General features: G+C 72.5%; 13 protein-coding genes. 12 read left to right on the forward strand and 1 reads right to left on the reverse strand.

What is annotated here, in order from left to right:
* Positions 1 to 9 precede the first annotated feature (9 nt).
* Together K1T35_RS05310 and K1T35_RS05315 are read left to right on the forward strand one after the other, a co-directional pair.
* Entirely contained in the window at positions 10 to 684 is a 675-nt protein-coding gene (locus K1T35_RS05310; protein WP_220262403.1) for a response regulator transcription factor, read from the forward strand.
* A complete protein-coding gene (locus K1T35_RS05315; protein ID WP_255621601.1) occupies positions 681 to 2051 on the forward strand; it encodes a HAMP domain-containing sensor histidine kinase in 1371 nt (456 codons plus the stop codon). Before K1T35_RS05310 ends, K1T35_RS05315 begins: the two co-directional genes overlap by 4 nt.
* Before the next feature lie 113 nt (positions 2052 to 2164).
* On the opposite strand, the gene K1T35_RS05320 is transcribed toward K1T35_RS05315, so the two are convergent.
* The gene (locus K1T35_RS05320; protein ID WP_220259063.1) at positions 2165 to 3475 is read right to left on the reverse strand and encodes a hypothetical protein; all 1311 of its coding nucleotides are present in this window, start codon (positions 3473 to 3475) and stop codon (positions 2165 to 2167) included.
* Between the two features lie 121 nt (positions 3476 to 3596).
* Here K1T35_RS05320 and K1T35_RS49615 point away from each other — a divergent pair, with 121 nt between their 5' ends.
* The 10 genes from K1T35_RS49615 (at position 3597) to K1T35_RS05370 (ending at position 17889) form a co-directional block, all read left to right on the forward strand.
* A complete protein-coding gene (locus tag K1T35_RS49615; protein ID WP_304940845.1) occupies positions 3597 to 4469 on the forward strand; it encodes an NUDIX domain-containing protein in 873 nt (290 codons plus the stop codon).
* A gap of 645 nt (positions 4470 to 5114) precedes the next feature.
* Positions 5115 to 5747 carry a hypothetical protein gene (locus K1T35_RS05330; protein WP_220259064.1) on the forward strand — a complete coding sequence of 211 codons (633 nt, stop codon included), beginning with the start codon at positions 5115 to 5117 and terminating at the stop codon, positions 5745 to 5747.
* Positions 5748 to 5800: 53 nt separating this feature from the next.
* The gene (typA, locus tag K1T35_RS05335) at positions 5801 to 7729 is read left to right on the forward strand and encodes a translational GTPase TypA (protein ID WP_220259065.1); all 1929 of its coding nucleotides are present in this window, start codon (positions 5801 to 5803) and stop codon (positions 7727 to 7729) included.
* Positions 7730 to 7763: 34 nt separating this feature from the next.
* Positions 7764 to 9584, forward strand: coding sequence for an ABC transporter family substrate-binding protein (locus K1T35_RS05340; protein WP_220259066.1), 1821 nt, complete (start codon positions 7764 to 7766; stop codon positions 9582 to 9584).
* 250 nt (positions 9585 to 9834) lie between these two features.
* Complete coding sequence (locus tag K1T35_RS05345; protein ID WP_370645310.1) at positions 9835 to 11544, forward strand: ABC transporter family substrate-binding protein; 1710 nt, start codon at positions 9835 to 9837, stop codon at positions 11542 to 11544.
* Positions 11545 to 11642: 98 nt separating this feature from the next.
* Positions 11643 to 12623, forward strand: coding sequence for an ABC transporter permease (locus K1T35_RS05350; protein ID WP_220259068.1), 981 nt, complete (start codon positions 11643 to 11645; stop codon positions 12621 to 12623).
* The gene (locus tag K1T35_RS05355) at positions 12616 to 13557 is read left to right on the forward strand and encodes an ABC transporter permease (RefSeq protein ID WP_220259069.1); all 942 of its coding nucleotides are present in this window, start codon (positions 12616 to 12618) and stop codon (positions 13555 to 13557) included. Before K1T35_RS05350 ends, K1T35_RS05355 begins: the two co-directional genes overlap by 8 nt.
* On the forward strand, positions 13554 to 14690 hold the full coding sequence (locus K1T35_RS05360; RefSeq protein WP_220259070.1) for an ABC transporter ATP-binding protein: 1137 nt from the start codon (positions 13554 to 13556) through the stop codon (positions 14688 to 14690). Before K1T35_RS05355 ends, K1T35_RS05360 begins: the two co-directional genes overlap by 4 nt.
* Positions 14687 to 15718 (forward strand): ABC transporter ATP-binding protein, encoded by a 1032-nt coding sequence (locus tag K1T35_RS05365; RefSeq protein ID WP_220259071.1) that lies wholly within the window; start codon positions 14687 to 14689, stop codon positions 15716 to 15718. Before K1T35_RS05360 ends, K1T35_RS05365 begins: the two co-directional genes overlap by 4 nt.
* Before the next feature lie 92 nt (positions 15719 to 15810).
* Positions 15811 to 17889, forward strand: a complete 2079-nt coding sequence (locus tag K1T35_RS05370) for an ATP-binding protein (RefSeq protein ID WP_220259072.1) — start codon at positions 15811 to 15813, stop codon at positions 17887 to 17889.
* Positions 17890 to 17894: the final 5 nt, after the last annotated feature.

The following is a 17894-nucleotide window of genomic DNA, read 5'->3' on the forward strand; positions in this document are numbered from 1 at the left end:
GTGGCGCGCGTGCTTGTGGTCGACGACGAGCCGGGCATCCGGACGGCGGTCGCGCGCGGCCTGACGGCCGAGGGAATGGAGGTCGTCGCGGTTGGCGACGGCCACTCGGGGTTGCAGGCCGCCCTCACGGGGAGCTTCGACGCCGTCGTGCTCGACATCATCCTCCCGGGGCTCTCCGGATACCGGGTGCTCGAGCAGCTGCGGGCCGCCGGGGTGGACACGCCGGTGCTGCTGCTCTCGGCGAAGGACGGCGAGTTCGACCAGGCCGACGGGCTCGACCTGGGCGCCGACGGCTACCTCGTCAAGCCGTTCGCGTTCGTCGTGCTGGTGGCGCAGCTGCGGGCCATGCTCCGCCGCCGGGACGCGGCGCTCGGCCGCACCGGTCAGCGCGTCCGGCTCGGGCCGCTGCTCGTCGACCCGGCAGCGCGCTCCGTGAGCTGGCACGGCGACGTCGTGGAGCTCTCGCCCCGCGAGTTCGCGCTGCTGCACGCGCTCGCCAGCCGGCCGGACACCGCGGTCGCCAAGGACGAGCTCCTGCGCCTCGTGTGGGGCGACGAGCAGGCCGCCAGCCGCAACGTCGTCGAGGTCTACGTCGGCTACGTGCGGCGCAAGCTCGACGGGGTGGGCGCGGGCCACGTGCTCAAGACCGTCCGCGGCTACGGGTACATCGTCGAGTCACCGTGAAGCTCCGGCAGTGGTGGTCGGCCCGGCCGCTGCGGCTGCGGATCACGCTCGTGGTCGGGTGCGTCGCGCTGGTCGGCATGCTCGCGCTGAGCCGGCTCGGCGTCAGCATGCTGTACGAGACGATGCTCGGCGCGGCCGACGCAGAGCTGCGCACCGACGCACGGGCCGTGGCCGAGCAGCTGGCGGCCGGGACACCTCCCGGTCAGGTCCGCCGGTTCGAGCTGCGTGTCGTCGACACGTCCGGGGTGCCCGTCGACGGTGGCCCCGCACTGCCGTTGCGGCTCGACCAGATCCGCGCGCTCGCGGCGGGCGACGCGTTCGTCGTCGGTGACTTCCGTGAGCTACGCCGCTGGCTCGCCGTGCCCGCCGTGATGCCGGACGGCTCGCCGCGGCTCGTCGTCGTGACGTCGGACCTCGTGGGCGGGGCGATCCTGCTGGCGAACGCGGCCGTCGGCTTCGTCGTCGGTGCGCTGGTCGTCGCCGCCGTGGTCGCGCTCGCGGCGTGGGCCGCCACCCGGGCCGCCCTGCGTCCCGTCGACCGGATGCGCCTGGCCGCCGCGGCACTCCCGCCGGGGGAACGCCTGCCGGTGCCGGGTGCCCAGGACGAGCTGCGCGCGCTCGCCGAGGAGTTCAACGCCCTGCTCGCCCGGCGCGACGAGGCGGTGGCCCGGCTCGAGCGGTTCACCGGCGACGCAGCCCACGAGCTGCGCTCCCCGGTGGCGGCGATCCGGGCGCAGGCGGAGGTGGCCGTCGCCCACCCCGATCCCGACCTGACGGACGAGACGCTGCGCGCGGTCGTCGACGAGGCCACCCGGCTCACCACGTTGCTCTCCGACCTGCTCGCCCTCGCCCGTGCCGACGCCGGGCAGCGCCCGCCTCCCCAGCCGGTGGACCTCGTGGCCGCCGCGCAGGCCGCCATCGCCCGCGCCGGTGGCGGGCCCGGCTGCGGCCGCATCGACGATCCGGTGCTGCAGCTCGTGGCGCCCACCCCGGCCGAGGTCGGGGCGAGCCCGTCGGAGGTCGCACTGGTGCTGGACAACCTCGTGTCCAACGCGCGGCGCTATGCCCGGTCGCTGGTGCGGATCAGCATCCTGCCTGCGGGCCGGGTGGTCCGGCTGCTCGTCGAGGACGACGGGCCGGGCATCCCGGCCGCCGATCGCGAGCGGATCTTCGACCGGTTCGTGCGGCTCTCGCCGGAGGGTGGCGGCGGGGCGGGGCTGGGGCTGGCGCTCGTCACCGCCCTCGTGCACGGCCGCGGTGGCGTCGTCTCGGCCGGTGCCACGCCGACCGGCGGCGGACGCATCGAGGTGCGCTGGCCCACGCTGAACAGCCGGACGAGTAGCAGCGGGCCCGACACACCACGCTGAGTCCGCCACGCCGCGTCCGGTGGTCTCGATACGGGCCGGCGCTGGGGCGCCGGCCCTACTCGACCACCGGGAGTGCTGGGGCGCCGGCCCTGCTCGACCACCGGCCGGGTGTGTCAGGGGTAGCGGCGCGGGGGTGCCACCTGCTGGTCCTGCTCCTCGGCCGGGATGCGGGACGGGCCAGGCACGTCCGAGGCCTCCGGGTCGCGAGGCGGGATCCGCATCGGCTGTGCGCGGGGCCCGTCGGTCGGGACGAGTCCGAGTTCGGCCAGCCCGGACTGGGTCTGCTCGAGCACGGCGCCCGGCATCGGCTCCGCCGCGCCCATCTGGGGCGCCGGGAACGAACCGGGCTGGACCGGCCAGCCGGGCGGCACCGCGAGCGCGGGAAGCGACGGCGGGGCGAGCGGCTGCTCGGCCCGGTGCTGCCCGCCGGACTCGGTGATGGCCGCGTCGGGGGAGACTGGTGCCGCGGGTTCGACGGGCACCGGTCCCGAGCTGGGCGGCATCTGGTCGACCGCCATCACAGGATGCTGGGCGGGCGGCTGCTGGACGGCAGGTGCCGTCCGCTGGTCGGACCCGTTCGCGGAGCCCGCGTCACCGTTGCCCGCCGCCCGTCCCTCGGGGATGGCCCTGTCGAGCAGCTGACGGCTCGTGTCGAGCTGCGCGGCGAGGTGGAGCCGCAGCTCCTGGAGGTCGTCGACCTCGCGCTGGGCGTCCTCGACGGTCTGCCGCACCGCTTCCTTCGCATCCGAGAGGACCGTGCGGGCCTGCTCGTCGGCCTCGTCCATCACGCGACGGGCGCTGCGCATCGCCTCGGTCTGCAGCTTCGCGAGCTGTGCCATCGCCTCGCGGCAGCGCAGCGCGAGGACCTGGCGGAACTCCTCGTCGGCCGTGGCGCGCCGGGCCGCGGCCTCGTCGTCGAGGCGGGTGCGCTCCACGGCGGCCTCGCGGCGCATCCGCTCGAGTTCCTCCTCGTCACGGGGGCCGCGCAGCTCCGCCTCGTCGAAGCCGAAGCCCTCGGGGCCGCCCGCCTCGGAACCGACGGAGGCGATGATCTCCGCGGCGTGTGCGGCTGCCTGGGCGGACGCGTCGGCGCGCAGGCCGCTGAACTCCTGTTTGGCCATGCGCAGCATCACCTGCAGCCGCTCGTTCATGCTGTCGATGGTGTCCGGCGGCCCGGCCAGCACCCGCAGCTCCCCGCGCAACCGCTCGATCTCGGCGTTCGCGGCGTCCAGCTCCTTGCGGCAGGACGCGAGCTGCTGACCGAGCTGGGCGGCCTGCTCGGCGGCAGCGGCGCGGTCGGCGGCGAGGATCGTGGTCTCGGCGTCGACGCGGCTGAGGTGATACGCGACCTGGTCCGGGTCGTAACCACGGCGTACGACGGCGAACGCAGGGGTGGCGATCGGCGGCTGCTCGGCTGGAGCCATGTCGATCACGGTACGAGCGGCATGCCGCCGCGGTCGCCAGTCCCACGGCTATTTCACCTGGTCGTGAGCGGGATTCGCGCCCCAACAGTGATCGTTCAGCGGACGCTGACACGATCGGGAGGTGCCCGTACTGCGGTCGACCGTGCTGATTGACGCCCCGCGGCGCACCGTCGCAGGCCTGCTGCGCGACGCCGAGGTGTCGGCGGAGGCGATGCGCCGCTGCGGCCACCGGTTCGCGGCGGCAGGCCGGCTGGTGTGTCTCGGCGAGACCGTCCGGTTCGGGGTGCGCGTGGCGCCCGGCGTCCGGGTGCCGCTGCGCACCCGGATCACGGCGGTGTCGCCTGCCGGACTCGAGTCCGTGCTGGTGGCCGGGCCGCTGCGCGCGTTGAGCCACCGCACCACGCTGACCGAGACCGCGGCGGGCACGCTCCTGCTCGACGAGGTCGGTTGGACGTCGCCGCTCGGCCCGCTCGGCCGCGTCGGCGACGTGGTACTCGGACGCAGGCTCGTGCTGCGGCTGCTGGCCGCGCGTACGGAAGCGCTGGTCGAGCGGGTGGCAGAGGTCGCGGGCCGGCCGGTCGTCGTCGCCACCGCCCTGCTGCGCGACGGTGCCGTGCTCGCCGCCCAGCGCACCCGGCCTCCCGAGCTCGCCGGGCGCTGGGAGCTGCCGGGCGGCCGCGTGGAGCGGGGAGAGACCGAGGTCGACGCGGTGGTGCGCGAGCTGCGGGAGGAGCTGGGCGCCGAGGTCCGCGTGACCGGACGGCTCGGCACCGACCTGCCGCTCACCGACGTGCTGCTGCGCGTGCACACCGCGGAACTGGCCCCCGGCAGCCCCGAGCCGAAGCCGCTGGAGCACGCGGCCCTGCGCTGGGTGGACGCGGCCGACGTCCCCGGTGTCGACTGGGTGCCCGCCGACCGCGCGGTGGCCGCCGACCTCGTGGCCCTCCTCCGGAAGGGGACGTCGGCTACCCCTGGCGACACCGAGGCCCGCTGAGCGAGGCCCGCGCACACCGATTCCGCCCACGCGACCCGTCGACGGGTGGCGTCGGCCGACAACCGGTGCGTGACCGGAGACCGGGTGCGCGACGGCTCCGGCCACAGGCCGGTTCACCCGATACCGGCAGGTCAGAGCAGTGATCAAGGGCTGATGGTAGCGATCGAAGATCATCTAGCGACCATCTCGCCTTGATCGCCGCATTGGCCCCGGAATGGCGACTTGATCAGCAGTTCGGCGCGTTCCTGGGTCGTTTTTGCCCGTTTCCGCGCCGAAGCCTCGATCATGGCCGTGGATCCGCCTCCGGTGGCGCCGCGCGCCCTGAGGGGCAGGCCTCTGGCCTGCCCGCGTTGCATGCCCCAGGGGTCGCAGAGGCTCGCGGGTCAAGGGTCGCGCAGCGATCGCGAAGCGACGCGCAGCGCCCTTGAGTCGTGAGGGGCGGCCCCGCACACTGCGCGGCGCCACCGGAGGCCCGCGAGACCGGCCGCCTGCCACGGACACACCATGCACCCCGCTTCCGCCGGCGCAACCCTTCTCGCCCCACGCCACCCAGCGACCGCGCGCGCCGGGCGACACCTGTCGCGTCGGCCGACACGGGGTGCGCGCCGTCGTCGTTCGCATCTGTGAACGGGACGGAACCAGACCATGATCGATCCCGTCCGTGCCGGCATGGTTCTGGAGCTCCTCCTCGCCCGCCAGGCGGGCGTGATCTCCCGCAAGCAGGCGATCCACGCAGGCCTCGGCGCGGCGGTCGTGGACCGGCTGGTGCGGACGCGGCGGTGGCGGCCGCTTCATCCGCGGGTGTACTCGGTCTCCGGGTACGAGCCGGGTGACGAGGCGCGGGTATGGGCCGCCGTCCTGTGGGCCGGCGATGGCGCGGTGCTCTCGGGTGCGGGGGCCGCGTGGTGGCACGGGCTGCTGCCCGAGGCGCCGCGCACGCTCGGCCTGACTGCGCCGGCGCGCAGGCGGGCGCGGCCGGGCGTCGTCGTGTGGAGCCGGCAGCTCGACGCGGCCGATCGGGCAGAGCACCGCGGCGTGCCCGTCACCGCACTCGGGCTGACCGTGCTGGAGGCCGCCGCGGAGCTCGGCGGGCCTGCGGGTGAACTCCTGCTCCACCGCACCCTGCGGGAGATCGGCTGGGCCGAGGTACTCGCCGCGTACCGTCGCAACCCCACGCTCGCCGGCAAGGCGCTCCTTTCGGCGGCCGCGGGCCGGCGCAGGCGTGATCTCCACCACCTCGAGGCGCGTATAGGGCCCCCCACCGGGGTGCGGAGGTGAGGCTGTCCTCACTCCTGCGGCAAGTGTGGCGCCGAGTCGGGCTACCGTGAAGTGTGAGCACAGCAGCATCCACCCTCGCGGCCCCCGCGCAGCGGTCCGGCGCGTCCCGCGAACCGGGCGGCCGGCTGCGCAACGTCGCCATCGTCGCCCATGTCGACCACGGCAAGACCACCCTCGTCGACGCCATGTTGCGCGCCTCCGGCGCGTTCGGTGAGCGCACAGCCGTGGTCGACCGGGTCATGGACTCCGGCGACCTGGAGCGTGAGAAGGGCATCACGATCCTCGCCAAGCACACGGCGATCGACTGGCACGGCATGACGCTGAACGTCGTCGACACGCCGGGCCACGCCGACTTCGGCGGCGAGGTCGAGCGCGGCCTGTCGATGGTCGACGGCGTCGTGCTGCTCGTGGACGCGAGCGAGGGCCCGCTGCCGCAAACCCGTTTCGTGCTGCGCAAGACCCTCGCCGCGGGACTCCCGGTCGTCCTGGTGGTCAACAAGACCGACCGGCCGGACGCGCGCTGCGCCGAGGTCGTCGACGAGAGCCTCGAGCTGCTCCTCGAACTGGGCGACGAGCTGGAGTTGGACGAGTCCACCGCCGGGCAGCTGCTCGACCTCCCGGTCGTCTACGCCAGCGGCCGGGCGGGGCGCGCTTCGCGCACCCGCCCCGCCGACGGTGAGCTGCCCGCCGACCCCGGCCTCGAGGCCCTGTTCGACACGATCATCGAGCACGTGCCGCCGCCGGCAGACGACCCGGACGCGCCGCTGCAGGCTCATGTCACCAACCTCGACGCCACCAGCTTCCTCGGCCGCATCGCGCTGTGCCGCATCCGGGCGGGGGTGCTCCGCCGGGGTCAGCAGGTCGCGTGGTGCCAGGCTGACGGGTCCATCACCCGAGTCAAGATCACGGAGCTGCTGCGGACGGAGGCGCTCGAGCGGGTGTCGGCGGAGTCGGCGAGCGCAGGCGACCTCGTCGCCGTGGCCGGTATCGCCGACGTCATGATCGGCGACACCCTCGCCGACCCCGAGCAGCCGGTGCCGCTGCCGCGCATCCACGTCGACGAGCCTGCGATCGCGGTCACGATCGGGATCAACACCTCTCCGCTCGTCGGGCGCGGTGAGCACCCAGGCACCAAGCTCACCGCGCGTCAGGTGAAAGGCCGCCTCGACGCCGAGCTCGTCGGCAACGTGAGCCTGCGCGTGCTGCCCACCGAGCGTCCCGACGCATGGGAGGTGCAGGGCCGCGGCGAGCTCGCACTCGCCGTGCTCGTCGAGACCATGCGCCGCGAGGGCTTCGAGCTCACGGTCGGCAAGCCGGAGGTCGTCACGCGCACGATCGACGGCAAGCTGCACGAGCCGTTCGAGCAGCTTTCGGTGGACGTGCCGACCGAGCACCTCGGCGCCGTCACGCAGCTGGTCGCCGGGCGCAAGGGCGAGCTGGGGCAGATGGTGCACGGCGACACCCGCGTGCGGATGGACTACCGGGTGCCCGCGCGCGGCCTGATCGGCTTCCGCACCGAGTTCCTGACGATCACGCGCGGTGCGGGCATCGCGAGCCACGTCTTCGACGGCTACAGCCCATGGGTGGGCGAGCTGCGCACCCGTCAGCGCGGCTCGCTGGTGTCCGACCGCACCGGTCCGGTCACGGCGTACGCGGTCGACCAGCTCTCCGACCGCGGCGTGCTGTTCATCGGACCGGGCACCCAGGTGTACAGCGGCATGGTGATCGGCGAGTACACGCGCAACGAGGACCTCGAGGTCAACATCACCCGCGAGAAGAAGCTCACCAACATGCGCTCGTCCACGGGGGACGAGCTGGTGAAGCTGACCCCGCCCACCGTGCTCAACCTGGAGCAGGCCCTCGAGTTCTGCGCCACGGACGAGTGCGTCGAGGTCACTCCGGAGTCGGTGCGGATCCGCAAGGTGGAGCTGGACTCGCACCTGCGTGCCCGGCAGCGGGCGAGGGCGCGCAACCCCCGCTGACCGAAGGCGACGGCACCTCCATACGGTGGAGAGCATGAGTGGGATGCGGGCGTCGGGCTGTGCTGCGCTGGTCCTGGCGCTCGTCGTGGCGCTGGCCGCCTGCTCGAACGAGCCGGTGGCGCAGCCACCGCCCGCGCCGATCCCCACGCCGCAGCGGGAGCCGACCCGGCTCGTGGTCGGTGTCGACGACATGGGTGCCGGCTTCAACCCGCACCTGCTCGCCCACCAGTCGCCGGTCACCACCACGCTCGCCACGCTCGTGCTCCCGTCGGTGTTCCGCGCCGACGCGGACGGCACGATGCGCCTCGACCCGACGATCGCGACGAGCGCCGAGGTCACCGCCACCGAGCCGTTCACGGTGAGCTACGAGCTCAACCTGGAGGCCTCCTGGTCGACGAACGCGCCGATCGCGGCCGAGGACTTCGTCTACCTCTGGGAGCAGATGCGCAGCCAGCCGGGCGTCGCCGACGCGGCCGGCTACCAGCTCATCACCGAGGTGCGTTCCCGGGCAGGCGGCAAGGCGGTCGACGTCGTGTTCGCCCACCCCTACCCGGCGTGGCAGCACCTGTTCTCGGACCTGTTGCCCGCGCACATCCTCAAGGACGCCCCCGGCTCGTGGACGGGCGCGCTCACCGATGGGATCCCCGCGTCCGGCGGGCCGTTCCGCGTGACTCAGGTCGACCGGGCCCGCGGCGAGGTGCTGCTCGCCCGCAACGACCTGTACTGGGACACCCCGACCGTGCTCGACGAGCTCCTGCTGCGCAGGCTCGGGCCGCAGGAGCTGGCTCCCGCGCTGGCAGCGGGTGACGTGGACGTGGCAATGCCGGAGGCGGAGCCGGCCATCCGCACCGCGCTCGGCGGGCTGCAACCGCCCCCCGATCTGCAGCTGGCGCCGGAGCCGGTCGTCACGCAGCTGGGGATGCGCGCCGACGGCGGGCCGCTGGCCGATGCCCGGGTCCGCCGCGGTATCGCGATGCTGCTCGACCGCGAGGCGATCCGGGCGGCCGTGGCCCCCGAGTCGCTCCCCGCGGACGCGTTCGGCCTTGCGCCGTCACAGTCGGGGTACGCCTCGACCGCGCCCGCGGACGCGCCGCTGCGCCCCGACCCGGCCGCCGCCGCCCAGCTGCTCGCCAGCGCGGGCTGGAGCCGGGATCTCACAACCGGCCGGTGGGCGGTCGCGGGAGGCCCGGTGTCGCTGGTGATCGGCGCCGCGAACCAGCGGCTGGAGGACGTCGACGTCGCCCGCGCCGTCGCCGAGCAGCTCGACGCGGCCGGCATCGACGTCACGCTGGTGGGCCCGTCGGCCGTGGACCTGTTCGGGCAGGCCGCGGTGTCTGCGGTCCCGCCGAGCCCGAGCCCCACCCCGTCGCCGACGACCCAGCCGGGAGCCGCGGGCGAAACCCCGGTCCCGTCGACCCCCGCCGCGCCCGTGACGACGTCGGCCGCAGCGGCCACCACCACCCCCGCGCTGCCCGCGACACCCGGCGGGGTGGAGGTCGACCTGATGGTGTTGCCGCGCACCGTTGGCGACGACCCGGGTACCGAGCTCGCCTCGGACTACGGTTGTCCGGCCCCCACGGCGCTCGTTCCCGACCCGCCGCGCCCGCCGACCGGGTTCTGCTTCCCCGCACTGCGCCCGGCACTCGACGAGCTCGTGTCGGCCACCCCCCGCCCGGAGACGGCTGGCGCCGTCGAGCAGGTGCTCTGGGCGCAGCTGCCGTTCCTCCCGTTGTTCCAGCCGGTGAATCTGGTCGTGAGCACGCCCGCCGCAGGCGCGGCGACCGGCATCGGGCCCGGGCCGCTCACGTCCGGCCCCGTCACCGGAGCCCAGAAGTGGCGCGCTACCTCCGAGTAAGTTACCGCGAGGTAATGGGATGTTGTCGCCCCGTTGGGTTCCGGTCACCCTTTGGTCACGATCGAGTGGCGGCGGATGACGGGCGCGAAAGCGCTTCCTACGGTGCCCTGGGTCGGTGCGCTGGTTCGTCACATGGGCCAGGTTTCGCCGAGCCGGTGACGGGACGCCCGACCCGGGGTGGTCCATCAGAGAGAGGTCAGGAAGTCCGATGAGGAGATCGAGGGCTGCATCACTTGCCGCCATCGGGGTAGTGGCGACACTGGTGCTCGCGGCCTGTGGCGGAGGTGACGGCGGCGACGGCGACGCCTCGGAAGGCGGGATCTACCAGGACTGCAAGGCCAGCCCGAACACCTGCAACGCCGTGCCGGCCGCGCAGTTGCAGCAGGGCGGCTCGCTCACGTTCGCCATCGAGAAGAACCTCCCGAACTGGAACGTGAACTCCTCGGAGGGCAACGTCTTCGAGACCGGCATGACGGTCAAGGCCTTCCTGCCATGGACGTTCACCACCACGCCGGACCTCAAGCAGGTCGTCAACGAGAACCTCCTCGTCTCAGCGGAGCAGACCAGCACGAGCCCGCAGACCATCGTCTACGAGATCCGGCCGGAGGCCGTCTGGAACGACGGCACGCCGATCACCGCCGACGACTTCGTCTTCCAGTGGAAGACGATGAACGGCAAGGACTGCCCTGGCTGCAACGCGTCCAACAACTCCGGCTACAACCAGGTCCAGTCGATCACGGGCTCGAACGGTGGCAAGACCGTCACGCTGGTGTTCGCCACGCCGTACGCGGACTGGAAGAACCTCTTCGCCTCCGGCACGCCGCTCTACCCCGCGCACATCGCGGCCCAGCACGGTGACCTCAACACCCCCGACGGGCTCGCGGCCGCCTTCACGTGGCTCGGCGCCAACGTGCCGACCTACAGCGGCGGGGCGTACCAGATCCAGAACTGGCAGGACAACGTCGCGCTGACCCTCGTGCCGAACCCCCAGTGGTACGGCAGGACGAAGCCCGCGCTCCAGCAGCTGATCGTGCGGGTGATCACGGAGGCGTCGCAGGAGCCGATCGCCCTGCAGAACAACGAGGTGCAGGTCATCTACCCGCAGCCGCAGGTCGACCTCGTGCAGCAGGTGCAGAACATCCCCGGCGTCTCGCAGTACCAGGGGCTCGGGCTCACATGGGAGCACCTCGACCTGAACCTGCAGAACGAGTTCCTGAAGGACGAGCCACTGCGGGACGCGATCTTCGCGGCCACCAGCGTGCAATCGATCATCGACTCGACCGTCGGCCAGTTCAACGAGGACGTCACGCCGCTCAAGAGCCACATGTTCGTCCCCGGCATCGACGGCTACGAGGACTACCTGCCGCCGGAGCAGGGCAGCGGTGACGTCGAGCGCGCACGCCAGATCCTCACCGAGGCCGGCTACACGAACATCGCCGACGGCCAGCAGCTCACCAGGCCGGATGGTCGTGCCGTTCCGTCGTTCCGGATCCGCTACACCGTCGGCAACGCGATCCGCCAGACCACCGTGGAGCTGATCCAGGCGCAGCTGCGCCCGCTCGGTATCAACCTGGAGATCGTGCCGACCGACGACCTCGGGCAGACCACCGACAGCGGCGACTACGACATGATCGTCTTCGCGTGGGTGCAGACGCCTGCGTCGTTCAGCAACGCCGAGCAGACGTGGAACAGCACCTCGTCGCAGAACTTCGGGCAGTACCAGAACCCCGAGGTCGACCGGCTCATGCACGAGGCCGCCACCTCCACGGACCTGGCGGCCGCCCGTGACAAGCTCAACGAGGCCGGCCGGATCCTCGCCGAGGACGCCTACGTGCTGCCGCTCTACCAGAAGCCGACGATCATCGCGGCTCAGGACGAGGTGGCGAACGCCCGGAACAACTCCTCGCTCGACGGCCCCACCTACAACATGGAGGAGTGGGGCCTGCGGGCAGCAGGCTGAGTTCGTCCTCCCGGGGCGGCCGCGCTGTCACCGCGGTCGCCCCGGGAGCGGCGTAGCCTCCCGAGCACCCGCCGTACCCCACCACCCGGAAGATCCCCATGCTCGCCTTCGCCGTGCGGCGGATCGCGGTGTCTCTCCCGATCCTGCTGATCTCGACGTTCATCGTCTTCATGCTCGCGTCCCTTTCGGGGAACCCGCTGTCGCCGTTGCTGACGCGCAACCCGCCGCCCCCGCCGGAGTCGATCGCCCTCGAGGCGCAGCGGCTGCGCCTCGACCACCCGATCCTCGAGCGGTACTGGATGTGGCTCACCGGGCTCTTCCGCGGTGACTTCGGCCCGTCGGTCCAGTCGAACCTCGATATCGGTGCCGAGACCGCGGGCCGCTTCATGGTCACGATGCGCCTGATCGCGGTCGCGATGATCCTCGCGCTCGTGCTCGCCGTCGTGGTCGGCGTGATCAGCGCGGTGAAGCAGTACTCCAAGACCGACTACACGGCCACGTTCCTCGGCTTCCTGTTCCTCGCGATGCCGGCGTTCTGGCTCGCGATCCTGCTCAAACAGGCGGGGATCGACTTCAACAACGCCGTCGACGAGCAGGTCATCTACACGATCGGCGATTCCTCGGTGCCGCTCCCGCAGGGCTTCGGGGCGCAGGTCGCCGACATCGCTGGGCACATGGTCCTGCCGACGATCTCCCTCGCCCTGATCTCCTACGCGTCGTGGAGCCGCTATCAGCGCTCGTCGATGCTCGAGGTGATGAACAGCGACTACGTGCGGCTGGCCAGGGCGAAAGGGCTGTCGCGGCGCCGGGTGATGATCAAGCACGCCCTGCGCAACGCGCTGATCCCGCTCACCACCGTCACGGCCCTCGACCTCGCCTCGATCATCAGCGGCGCGGTGCTCACCGAGTCCGTGTTCCAGTGGCGCGGGATGGGTGACCTGCTGCTCAACGCGATCCGTACCGACGACGTGTACGTCGTGATGGCATGGCTGCTGGTCACCGCCACCGTGGTGATCGTGTTCAACCTGCTCGCCGACCTGCTCTACGCCGTCCTCGACCCCAGGATCCGCTATGCCTGATCCACTGGCGCCCGAGACGCCGGTGACGGCCCCGCAGGCCGGCCCCGGTACCCGGGCGGCGGCCGACCGCGAGTTCACCGTCGCCGAGCGCAGCCAGTTCCAGCTCGTGCTGCGCCGGTTCCTGCAGCACCGGCTCGCCGTGGGCAGCCTCGTCGTGCTCGTGCTGCTGATCCTGCTGGCCTATGTCGGCGGCGCCTTGTGGAAGTACGGCTTCGGCGAGTTCACCCCGGACAAGTCGGATGCACCGTCGCTCGACCACCCGTTCGGCACCGACGCCGCCGGCAAGGATCAGTTCGCGCAGGTGCTGCGCGGCACCCAGATCTCGCTGCAGATCGCCGTGCTCGTCGCGCTGTTCTCCACGGTCGTCGGCACGGTGTGGGGCGCGGTCGCCGGGTACTTCGGCGGGCTCACCGACACGATCCTCATGCGGATCTCCGACCTCGTCCTCACGCTGCCGCTGCTGGCCGTCGCGGCCATGCTCGCGCACAACTTCGGCGGCTCGTGGTGGCTGATCTCCGTGGTCATCGCCGGCCTGTACTGGGCGTACGTGTCCCGCGTGGCTCGCGGGGTGGTGCTGTCGCTGCGGGAGAAGGAGTTCATCGAGGCGGCCAAGGCGCTGGGCGCCAGCGACGCGCGGATCATCTTCCGGCACCTGGTGCCCAACGCGCTCGGGTCGATCATCGTGAACGCCACGGTGCTCGTGGCGATCGCGATCCTGCTGGAGACGTCGCTGTCGTACCTCGGCTTCGGCGTGCGCCCGCCGGACACGTCGCTCGGCATCCTCGTCAGCGAGGCGCAGACGGCGCTCACCACCCGGCCGTGGCTGTTCTACTTCCCGGGCCTGTTCATCATCTTGATCGCCCTGACCATCAACTTCGTCGGCGACGGCCTGCGGGACGCGCTCGACCCGCAGCAGACGAAGGTGCGCGCATGACCCCGGAGGAGGATCTGCTGGCGGTGGCGCAGACCGACGGCGAGACCGCCCGCTCATCTCACGACGTGGTGCTGGAGGTCGACGGCCTCACCGTCGGGTTCCTCACTGACGACGGCCTCGTCCAGGCCGTCCGCGGCGTGAGCTACCAGCTGCGCCGGGGCGAGGTGCTGGGCATCGTCGGCGAGTCGGGCTCGGGGAAGTCGGTCACGTCGATGGCCGTGATGGGGCTCCTGCCCGGATCGGCGAAGGTCGCGGGATCCGTGCGGTACGGCGGCAAGGAGCTCCTCGGCGCCCCGGACGCGGAGCTGGCGAAGATCCGCGGCCGCCGCATCGCGATGATCTTCCAGGACCCGATGACTTCGCTGAACCCGGTCTACACCGTCGGGTACCAGATCGCGGAGGCCGTGCGCGCCCACCACGACATCAGCAAGGCCGCCGCGCTGAAGCGGGCGGGTGAGCTGCTGGAGATCGTGCGCATCCCCAACGCGAAGGCGCGGCTGGCCAGCTACCCGCACGAGCTCTCCGGCGGCATGCGGCAGCGCGTCGTCATCGCGATCGCGATGGCCAACGACCCGGACGTGATCATCGCCGACGAGCCGACCACGGCACTCGACGTGACCGTGCAGGCGCAGATCCTCGACGCGCTCGACACCGCCCGCGAGGAGACCGGTGCCGCGATGGTGCTGATCACCCACGACCTCGGCGTGATCGCCGGGCGGGCCGACCGCGTCCTCGTGATGTACGCGGGCAGGCTCGTCGAGAGCGGCAGCGCGGAGGACGTCTTCTACACCCCGCGCATGCCGTACTCGCTCGGGCTGCTGGGCAGCCTGCCGCGGCTCGACCGCCCGTCGGAGCGACTCACCCCGATCCCCGGCGCACCGCCGTCGCTGGTCAACATGCCTCCCGGGTGCCCGTTCACCCCGCGCTGCCCGCTGGCCCGGGAAGTGTGCGACGAGGTGGAACCGCCGCTGGAGCCCACCACTGGCCCGGACCACACGGCCGCGTGCCACTTCTCCGATGAGCTGACGGGAGCCGAGGCAGGACAGCTCTTCCGCACGACTGTCGCCGACACCGCGGCGCTCGCCGAGTTCGTGCGCGAGACCGCCGATCTCGAATCGCAGGACAACGCATGACCGCCGCTTCCGTCGCCGCGCCGCCCGTGCTGAGCGTGCGCAACCTCGTCAAGCACTTCCCCGTGCGCTCCCGCGGGCTGCTGCGCCGCCAGGTCGGGGAGGTGCACGCGGTCTGCGGCGTCTCGTTCGAGCTCGCCGAGCGCGAGACCCTCGGCCTCGTCGGCGAGTCGGGGTGCGGCAAGAGCACCACGGCGCGCGTGCTGCTGAACCTGCAGCCCGCCACGTCGGGGGAGGTGTACTACGAGGGCCGCGAGCTCACGGCGCTCTCGCGCTCCGAGATGCGGTCGCTGCGCCGCGACCTGCAGATCGTGTTCCAGGACCCGTACGCGTCGCTCGACCCGCGGATGCCGGTGAACGAGATCATCGCCGAGCCGCTGCGCATCCACGGCCGCTACGGCGACGAGGGCCGCGCCGTCGTGCGCGACCTGCTGCGCACGGTCGGCCTGAAGCCCGAGCACGGCAACCGGTTCCCGCACGAGTTCTCCGGCGGCCAGCGCCAGCGCATCGGCGTGGCGCGGGCGCTCGCGCTGCGGCCCAAGGTGCTCGTGCTCGACGAGCCGGTGTCCGCGCTGGACGTCTCCATCCAGGCCGGCGTGCTCAACCTGCTCGACGAGCTGCAGTCCGAGCTGGGCCTGTCCTACCTGTTCGTCTCGCACGACCTGTCGGTGGTGCGCCACATCGCCGACCGCATCGCGGTGATGTACCTGGGCACGATCGTCGAGACGGGCACCTCCCACGAGCTGTTCGAGGGCCCTGCCCACCCCTACACCCAGGCGCTGATCTCCGCCATCCCGCTCCCGGACCCGCGCAAGGAGCGCGCCCGCGAGCGGATCACCGTGGTCGGCGACGTGCCGAGCCCGGCCGACCCGCCCAGCGGCTGCCGCTTCCGGACCCGCTGCCCGAAGTTCGCGAACGAGCTCACCGAGTCCGAGCGCACGGCGTGCGTCGAGCAGCCTCCCGAGCTGATCGACCGAGGCCACGGCCACCCCGCGGCCTGCCACTACGCGGAGCGCAAGAGCCTGCTCTGACCAGGCTTGCACCGGGAGCGCGCCTGCCCCGGGCTTCACACGGACAAGATCGCGGCGAGTGGTGTGAGCGCGACAGGGCTACGGTCGCCATGGTGGGTGAGCGGGAGTCACTCGGGGCGCAGCTGCGGCGCGCGCGGCTGCGCCGGTTCGTCGGCCGCTCCGGCGAGGTCGAACTGCTGCGGCACGCCCTCGACGGCCGGTCCGCGGCCGGAGATACCGGCGAGCTCGCCCCGTTCCGGGTGCTGTTCCTGCACGGTCCGGGCGGGGTCGGCAAGTCCACCCTGATCGACGTGTTCGCGGACGTGGCAGAGACCGAGGGCGCGCGGGTGGTCCGCATCGACGCCCGACTCGTCCCGCCGACCCGGGCCGCCGTCCTCGACGCGCTCGGCGACCGGCTCGCCGCCCACGACCCGCCGGTCCTGCTCGTCGACACCTTCGAGCTGCTGCAGCCCCTCGAGGACTGGGTGCGCGACGAGCTGCTGGTCTCCCTTCCCCACGACGCTCTCGTCGTGATCGCCGGCCGGCACCCGCCGGGTTCGCGCTGGCTGGCCGACCCGGCCTGGCGGGACCTGCTGCGGGTGGTCTGCCTGCGCAATCTCACTCCCGACGACACCCGCGCCTATCTCGCGGTCGAGGGGATCCCGCCGCAGCTGAACGACCGCCTCCAGAGCCTCAGCCACGGGCACCCGCTCACGCTGTCGCTGCTGGTCGACGCCGTGCGCCGGCGCGGCGTCACGGCCGTGTCCGCCTCGCTGCTCGACGTACCCGATCTCGTCGGGACACTGCTCGCGCACATCGTGGACGCTGCGCCGAGCCCGCTGCACCGAGCCGCGCTCGAGGCAGCGGCGTACGCGCGGTTCACCACCGAGGACCTGTTGCGCGCCGTGCTCGACGCCGGGGACGCCGCGGGTGAGCTGTTCGGTTGGCTGCGCGGGCTGCCGTTCGTCGAGGAGGGGCCATACGGGCTGTACCCGCATGACCTCGTGCGCGACCTGCTCGACGCGGACCTGCGCTGGCGCGACCGCCACGGCTACGCCCAGTTGCATCGCCGGATCCGGGCCGAGGTCGTGACCATGGCCGAACGAGCCGGAGAGACCGACCGGTTGCACCGGGTCGCAGACCTGATGTTCCTCGCGCGCACGCACCCGCCCATGGCGCGGTACTTCGAACGCTTCGACATGGGCATCGACCGCATCGACCACGTTCAACCCGCGGATCGGGAGCCGATCCTGGCGATGACCCGCCGGCACCAGGGCCTCGAGCAGGCCGAGCTGGTCGAGTACTGGCTGCAGCGGCAGCCGGATGGCTTCCGGGTCTTCCGGGGGCCGGAGCGCGACGTCGCCGGGTACGCCGGGCGGCTGGCGCTGCACGAGGCCACCGGGGCCGATCTCGACCGCGATCCCGGGGCGCGGGCGATGTTGGCCTACGCCCAGCGGCACGGCCCGCCGCGGCCGGGAGAGCAGGTGCTTGCGTCGCGGTTCTTCCTCGACGCCGAGTACGGGCACGGGCCGTCCGCATCCCTCGGCCTGATGACGGTCTGGTTCGTCGAGGACGTCGTCGGCCAGCACAGGTGGGCGTGGGACTTCATCGGGACGTACGAGGACGAGCACCTCTGGGCGCCGGTCATGGACTACATCGACTTCGGCCGGGCCCCCGAGGCCGACTACCTGATCGGCCGGCGCCGGTACGTCGTGTTCGCCCACGACTGGCGGCGCCCCGGGCTGCGGGAGTGGCTGGACCGCACCGCGGACCGCGAGCTCGGCCTGCCCACCGCGCCGCCACACCCGCACACGTCCGAGGTCGTGCTCTCGCAGCCCGAGTTCGCCGCGGCCGTCCGGGCCGCGTTGCACGACCTGCACTCCCCCGACGCGCTCAGCCGCAACCCGCTGCTGCGCTCCCGGCTCGTCCGGGACCGAGCCTGCGGTGGGGAGGCCACGTCCGCCCTCCGCGACCTGATCATCGAGGCCGTCGAGACGCTGCGCGCCGATCCTCGCGAGCATGGCCTCTTCGACGTCGTCAACCGAACTTTCCTGCGCCCCGCTCCGACCCAGGAGCGAGCCGCCGAGATGCTGCACCTGTCCTTCAGCACCTACCGCCGCCACCGCAACCGCGCCGTCGACCGAATCGTCGAGTGGATGTGGCGGCGCGAGCTGCACGGCCCCACTCCGTGAGCCGA

The sequence above is a fragment of the Pseudonocardia sp. DSM 110487 genome (assembly GCF_019468565.1).
In the GTDB taxonomy this organism is placed as follows: domain Bacteria; phylum Actinomycetota; class Actinomycetes; order Mycobacteriales; family Pseudonocardiaceae; genus Pseudonocardia.

What these genes read in the sequence shown, in the direction of transcription:
- K1T35_RS05320 (WP_220259063.1), bottom strand. Translation starts at nt 3,475, where the DNA reads ATGGCTCCAGCCGAGCAGCCGCCGATCGCCACCCCTGCGTTCGCCGTC.
- K1T35_RS05330 (WP_220259064.1), top strand. Translation starts at nt 5,115, where the DNA reads ATGATCGATCCCGTCCGTGCCGGCATGGTTCTGGAGCTCCTCCTCGCC.
- K1T35_RS05340 (WP_220259066.1), top strand. Translation starts at nt 7,764, where the DNA reads ATGAGTGGGATGCGGGCGTCGGGCTGTGCTGCGCTGGTCCTGGCGCTC.
- K1T35_RS05350 (WP_220259068.1), top strand. Translation starts at nt 11,643, where the DNA reads ATGCTCGCCTTCGCCGTGCGGCGGATCGCGGTGTCTCTCCCGATCCTG.
- K1T35_RS05355 (WP_220259069.1), top strand. Translation starts at nt 12,616, where the DNA reads ATGCCTGATCCACTGGCGCCCGAGACGCCGGTGACGGCCCCGCAGGCC.
- K1T35_RS05360 (WP_220259070.1), top strand. Translation starts at nt 13,554, where the DNA reads ATGACCCCGGAGGAGGATCTGCTGGCGGTGGCGCAGACCGACGGCGAG.
- K1T35_RS05365 (WP_220259071.1), top strand. Translation starts at nt 14,687, where the DNA reads ATGACCGCCGCTTCCGTCGCCGCGCCGCCCGTGCTGAGCGTGCGCAAC.